Raw genomic sequence first — 6,915 nt, forward strand, 5'->3', positions numbered from 1 at the left:
AGAGGGTGAGATTGAATGGGATAAGAGCAAGATTATCTATGAGCAGCAAGAGGAGGTGCTTGATATTTCACGCTAGGTTGATTGATATTTGTTTAAAATCTCTAAAAGGCGCAGTGCGCAGTGAGTGAAAGTAAAGATAAATAAAGATAAAGCTTAGGATTCTTAAGATTATGATTTTAAGGTATTATTTTTGCTTTAAAAGTCGATATAGAAGTGGTATTCTGTAAATATCAATAACGCGAGGAAGAACAATGAGGGTTACATTTGGCACGAAATATAACCAAATGAATTATTATCAAGGCACGATGCAAAGTAAGCTTATGGATATAAACACAAAGATTGCTTCAGGGCTTAAGATTCAATATGGCTACCAAGATAGCAGTGTGTTTAATCAAAACCTTAAGCTTGAGTATGAAAAAGTCAATTTAGATCAAGGCATTGATGTGAGTAATGACGCTCACACTGCCACGCTTAATACTGATAAAGCCCTTGCAGAGCTCTCACTTACTGCCGAGCAGTTTAATACCAAGCTTATTCAAGCTGCAAATGATATTCACTCGCCTACTTCGCGTGAGGCGATAGCAAGGGATTTAGAAAAGCTCAAAGAGCATATGATAAATATCGCAAATACTGCTATTGGTGGTGAGTTTCTTTTTGCAGGGAGCAATGTGAAGATTCGCCCATTTGAGCCAGATGGCACCTATAAGGGAAATAATGATAGGCTTGAAGCTTTGGTAAGCAATAATAATCTCATACCTTATAATATTACCGGAGAAGAGCTATTTTTTGGGCGAGATTCTGATTATCATAAAAGTATTACAAGCAATATCCGCAAGTTTAATCAAACAAAACTCAATAATGATATTATGGATAAAATTAAGCGTGGCGATATACCCGAAGAGGTGTATATCAAGGCAGGGGATACTTTGCGTGATTTGATAGGGGATAATGATAATGATACAAGCAATAATGGCAAGGAATATTTTTATTTGCGCGGTGTTCGCCCTGATGGCACAAGTTTTAAGAGCAAATTTTCATTTGATGTAGGTTATAAGAATGCTGCTAATGCCACAAAAGTGCAGGATTTGCTTGATAGAATCGGTAAAGAATATGGCAATACAAGCAAAAATAAAGTGGTTGATGTGAATTTGAATTTTTGGGGAGAGATTGAGATTAAAAATCTCAAACCCGGCAATGCAAATTTAGATTTTCATTTGATTTCAAGCGATACTGATGTAGATAATGTCGATGATTTACCCGCACTTGGGGCGCGTGTTACAAGCTTTCAAAAAAGCAATTTTATGGGGCAATTTTCACAAAGCGAGATAAAGGCGATAAAAAGCAATTATGATCATCGTGAGCTGACTATCCCCTCAACTTTGCTTACAAAAGATAATTTTCCTGCTACTTTAAATACAAAACTTAAAGATGTATTGGCTGAAGATGTCAAAACGCTTGTGTTTGCAGGCACACGTCCAAATAATGATGATGGCACAATCAATGAAGAATCTATTGAGCCATTGAGCATTGATGTTGATGATGATTTGCAAGTGCAAGATGTGCTTGCTCTTGTAAAAAATCATTTTGGTGGCAAGATAGAGGGTGAGATTATACGCGGTGAGCTTGTATTCCGCGATATGAATGTAACGCATAAAGATAGAGATTTGATGGATCCTCCTTTTAATGGACCAAGTGGATTCTCTCTCTCGCTTACAACACTTGATGGTAATGGCTTAGAGACAAAGGGTTTAAGGCGGGATTATCGCACAGAATATGATCAAGTGAGCTTTGATAATCAAGGCTCTAAGCTGATTTCTAATGTATCGCAGATTCTTGCAGATGGTATGAGCTATGCCAATGATGAGACAAAGCTTTCAGAAGTCGCAGGAGGAAGCCTCAATGGGCAAACTTACATACTTGAGCTCGAAGATCATAATGGAGTTCCTGTTAATGCGCGTATGGAATTTGGCGAAAAAGGTTCATATTTAGTGCTACCCAATGCGGATTTTGATATGACAGATTCTAAATCCCAAGCTGAAATTTTTATTCCATTTTATAATCCCCACGATGAGCCACCAGCAGTAACTATTAGTAAGGCTGATGATATTACTTATCGTCAATTACTTGATATGATAGGTATTGCGCTTAATTATAGCAATCAGCCAACAAGTGCGTATCAAGCGACACAAGTGCAAAATAACACCCCTACACAAGCAGGGAAAAATGCCTATGAATCACTTGTGGCAGATACGAATGCGCGTATGAGGGTATATTTAAGTAAAGATGGGCGTATTGAGATTAGCGATGATATGCGCTCTGTTTCGCGTATGAAATTTATGATATATGATAAGGCAAGTAATGATTTTAGCGAGAAAGGCATACGCGATTATCAAGCTTCGCTTACATTTAATGCTAACAATGCGCTGATAATTGATCAGCCCGATGTAGATTTTTTTAATGCTATTGATGGTATTATTCAAGCGGTGCGTTCAGGTGTGTATCGCCCTGATTCTTATGGAGAGGAATATACCGACCAAATGCGCAATAAAGGGATTCAAAATGGTATAGAACTCTTCAAGCATTTAGGGGATCATATTGAAAAAATGATTGCGCTCAATGGCTCACATAGTCGCAGTTTTGAAAATGTGATAAGGAGGAATGAAATTTTGCGCGTGCAAATAGAATCTATTAAAAGTGATGTGATTGGCACAGATGTTGCCGAAACTTACAATCACTTCTCAAATCTCACTACAAATTATAATGCTATCCTTGCTTCAACAAGTCGCATTAATCAAATGTCGTTGGTTAATTACCTATGATGTGCATTCCTATACTCCGCTACACCCATATCCGCGATATGCAGGATTCTTATAGTATATCTCCAGCGATTTTTGAAAAACAAATTGCGTATTTGCAAAAGAAGTCTTTTCAGTTTTTGAGCCTTGATGATGTGATTGCTTATAAAAAAGATAGTGCGCCTTTCTCTCAACGCGTTGTTTTGCTTACCTTTGATGGGGCGTGGCGCGATATTTATATCAATGCCTATGAGATTTTAAAAAAATACAATGTCAAAGCTGGATTATTTGTCGTAACAGAATGGGTTGATGAAGCCTCAAAAGGCACAAGTGAATACACGCAAGTGCCTCATAGTGAATACAAAAATATGCTTGTAGAAAATGCAAGAGGCATAATGTGTAATTGGAATGAGATTGCTCAAATGCAAGATGTTTTTAGCATAGGCTCAATGACGCATACCTATCAATTTTCAAATATTATTTCAATTTCGTGGCACGAGGATTTTGAGCTATCAAAACGGCTCATAAAAGAGCGGCTTAATGTCGATACAAAGCATCTTGCTTGGCCTGATGGGGGTTATAATCAAGGGTTGCTTCGCACAGCAAAAAGCATAGGCTATGAGGCATTTTATACGCAACAACAGGGCTTAAACCCCATTACAGAGAGCAATGACGCGCTTAAACGATATGATTGCAAGGCAAGTCTTTTTTGGCTCAAAAAATATGCCTTTGCCACTTCACGCGTAAGAAATTTTAGAATTGGCAAAATATTTTTATAAATTATGCTATAATTGAAGCTAAAACTAAGTATTGAGAGGAAACAAAATGAGAATCTTGGTGATTGAAGATGATCCCACCTTATGTAAAAATATCGTAGAAATGCTCAATAAACGCAGCTACCAAACTGATGTTGCAGAAAATCTAAAAGATGGTGAATACTATATCAGTATCCGCAATTATGATTTGGTGTTGGCAGATTGGGATTTGCCTGATGGCTGTGGGCTTGATATTATCGCACAAGTAAAAGAAAAATCTCCGCGCACCCCTGTACTTGTTATTTCTAATAAAACTTCCGCTGATAATGAGATTCGGGCTTTTAGAGAGGGTGCAGATGATTTTATGCCTAAACCTTTCAATTTACAAGTGCTTTTAATTAGAATCCAAGCAAGATTGCGCTTTTGGGGTTCAAATGTGATTGAGATTGAAGATTTGGTGATTAACCCTGATGAGGAGAAAATCACTTACAAAGGGCAAGAGATTGAAGTCAAAGGCAAACCCTTTGAAGTCCTCACACATCTTGCGCGTCATCGCGACCAGATTGTTTCTAAAGAGCAGCTCCTTGATGCGATTTGGGAGGAGCCAGAGCTTGTAACGCCTAATGTTATTGAAGTAGCCATTAATCAGATTCGCCAAAAAATGGATAAGCCCTTAAATATCGGCACAATAGAAACTGTGCGCCGCAGAGGCTATCGCTTTTGTTATCCTAAAAAACCAAGTGATGCTTAAAGGTTTTCAATCACTTTTAAGCCTTAAATGTTTATAATTTCCCCGCTTCCTTGCAGACTTATGCAATGAATGTATGAGACAACGCTTCAGGGTGGGAACACAGCAGAGCATCTTATGCTTTTATGTGCCATAAGCACCTGCAGGGGAGTTTTATAAATTTCTTCTAATTTAATACAATCTTAAGCTTTTTTTTGATTTTATACAAGCAAAAAATTTTTTTAAGAGAGTTTTTTGCAATGTGGATTACTCGGCAGCTCACTTCTAATTTTCGACAAGAATATACTATTGATACAAAGATTTTAGATTCGCGTAGCACATATATTGTAGAAGTTTTTAAGAGTGCTGATTTTGAGCAAGTAGCGATGATTGATCAAACACATCTAATGCTTAGCAAATATCTCTTTATAGAATCCGAGCTTCTAGCCCACCTCCCGCTTTGTGTATTGCCCGATGCCAAACAGGTTTTGCTTTTTGATAGTTTCAATCTTGAGATTGCCTATGAATGCCTCAAGCATAAGGTAAGCGTGGATTGTGTGCAAAATGATAGAAAGAGCTTAGATTCGCTTATGAGCTTTTTGCCACATTTTCATCAAGTGATAGAAAATCCACATTTTATGCTTTTTGAGCAGATAATGGATTTAGATATTAAAAAATATGATCTTATTATTGCCGATGCGCTCCTCACTAAACATCAAATCGATGGCTTATCGCGTATGCTTTCACCACAAGGGATTTTGATTATTCGCAATCATCACCCCCTCCTTATGACAGAATCTTTTGTGCAGATGTTAGGCGATTGCGCATCTTTTTTTAGTATTGTTATGCCTTTTTCGGCACATTTAAGCATTTTGGGTGATAAAAGTTATATTTTTGCTTCAAAAGCTCTCCACCCTCTTGCAGATATGCTGCTACAAAAAATCGACCTTCTCCCTCCATTGCGTTATTACAACGCCCATATACACGAGAGTGCATTCGTGCTTCCTAACTTTTTGTTTGAAAAAATACAAGACATCGCAAAGTTTTAGTATAGTGGAAAAAAATACTTTAAATTACGCAATCGCCCTCACAGGTTCGATAGGAAGTGGCAAAAGCACATTGGTAAAGCTTTTTGCGCTCTATGGCTTTAAGAGTATTTGTGCTGATAGTATCGCTCATCAAGTGCTTGATGAGCATAGCCAAGAAGTGATTGCTGCCTTTGGAGATGAGATTGTGGGTCAAAATGGCAAGATTGATAGAAAAAAGCTTGGTGCGATTATTTTTGCCTCAACAGAGAAGCGCAAAAAGCTTGAATCTATTCTCCATACTCATATCAAAGAGAGCATTCTTGCCCGAGCGCAAAAGTTCGAAGGAGAGAGAATGTGGTATTTTTTAGATATTCCTTTGTTTTTTGAAGTAGGAGGCAAGGAATATTTTCCAGTAACGCGCTCACTTGTTGTCTATACTCCAGCACAAAAAGCCATAGAGCGCATTATGCGGCGCGATAATCTTACATTGGAGGAGGCACAGGCACGACTTGATGCGCAAATGCCTATTGAGGAGAAAGTCCGCTTAGCCGATGATATTATTGGTAATGATGGCTCTTTGTGCGCATTGCAACAGCGCGTAGAGATATATATTCGCTCTTTGCCTTGATAGGTTATTAAAGCGCAGTAGGGGGATTGTGTGCAGTTTATAAAATATAGTAGCAGTGGGAATGATTTTTTGATTTTTCACACCCATACTCACGATGATGGCTCACGCGCTGCCCTCGCGCAAAGTGTGTGTGAGCGGCATAATGGCATTGGCGCTGATGGTATGGTGGTGCTTATCCCCTCAAATAGCGCAGATTATGCGTATGAGTGGGAATTTTATAATGCCGATGGCTCACGCGCCAAAATGTGCGGGAATGCAAGTCGCAGTGTAGGGCATTACGCGTATATCGAGGGACTTGCCCCCTTAAAACATCGCTTTTTGAGCGAAGTAGGGCTGATAGGCATTACATTAGATGAGTGTGATACATCTTTGGTGCAGAGTGATTTAGGCGCATATACGCTCCTCCAAGAGCATATTGTAGAATCTAATCCCTATGGCGTGGATTTATGGAGTCTTGTTGATACAGGTGTGCCGCATTTAGTGGGCTTTACACAAAGTGCCTTGCCTACACAGCAAGATGCGCTTTTAAGGGCGTTGCGGATAAAATATGATGCAAATATCACTCTTGCTCATAGAGGAGAGCATCATATATCATATATGACTTATGAGCGAGGCGTTGAGGATATTACTCTTGCGTGTGGGACAGGAGCGGCAGCAGCTTTTATTATAGCTTTCAAGCGCAATCTATGCGAAACTAAGGCAATCCTTATCCCACCAAGCAAAGAGACTTTATGGCTTTGCTTAGATACACATTCTCATATTTTATTTAAAGGAGCAGTTAAACGCATTGCGCGTTGCGAGTGGCTTTTGGGTGAGTTTTGAATCTCATTGGTTTATTTAAGATTCTAGAATCTAAAAATAGATTTTTATTTTTGGAGTTTTTAGAATCTAGATTCTTTTTTTTTTTTTTATAAGGGGGAGGGGCTTAAATTGCGAAGTCGCTCCCCTTATCCCGTTCGCAGATATACCACTCACCCCCCAA

6 protein-coding genes are annotated in these 6,915 nt (G+C 38.7%); all 6 read left to right on the plus strand.

The genetic code is table 11. From position 1 onward, the window contains the following. Nucleotides 1-251 precede the first annotated feature (251 nt). The 6 genes from flgL to dapF all read left to right on the plus strand — a co-directional run bounded on the left by flgL (nt 252) and on the right by dapF (nt 6,755). Entirely contained in the window at nt 252-2,819 is a 2,568-nt protein-coding gene (flgL, locus tag J1E28_RS07390; protein ID WP_291028327.1) for a flagellar hook-associated protein FlgL, read from the plus strand. Further along, nucleotides 2,816-3,574, plus strand: a complete 759-nt coding sequence (locus J1E28_RS07395) for a polysaccharide deacetylase family protein (RefSeq protein ID WP_291028330.1) — start codon at nt 2,816-2,818, stop codon at nt 3,572-3,574. The genes flgL and J1E28_RS07395 overlap by 4 nt, the downstream gene beginning before the upstream one ends. A gap of 46 nt (nt 3,575-3,620) precedes the next feature. Continuing rightward, entirely contained in the window at nt 3,621-4,301 is a 681-nt protein-coding gene (hsrA, locus tag J1E28_RS07400; RefSeq protein WP_291028333.1) for a homeostatic response regulator transcription factor HsrA, read from the plus strand. A 236-nt stretch (nt 4,302-4,537) separates the two neighbouring features. Then, nucleotides 4,538-5,326, plus strand: a complete 789-nt coding sequence (locus tag J1E28_RS07405) for a spermidine synthase (protein ID WP_291028335.1) — start codon at nt 4,538-4,540, stop codon at nt 5,324-5,326. A gap of 4 nt (nt 5,327-5,330) precedes the next feature. Continuing rightward, on the plus strand, nt 5,331-5,933 hold the full coding sequence (gene coaE, locus J1E28_RS07410) for a dephospho-CoA kinase (RefSeq protein ID WP_291028336.1): 603 nt from the start codon (nt 5,331-5,333) through the stop codon (nt 5,931-5,933). A 30-nt stretch (nt 5,934-5,963) separates the two neighbouring features. Then, entirely contained in the window at nt 5,964-6,755 is a 792-nt protein-coding gene (gene dapF, locus J1E28_RS07415; protein ID WP_291028338.1) for a diaminopimelate epimerase, read from the plus strand. The last annotated feature ends 160 nt before the right edge of the window (nt 6,756-6,915 follow it).

Origin of the sequence: Helicobacter sp., from assembly GCF_022511165.1 — a bacterium.
Taxonomy (GTDB): Bacteria; Campylobacterota; Campylobacteria; order Campylobacterales; family Helicobacteraceae; genus Helicobacter_C.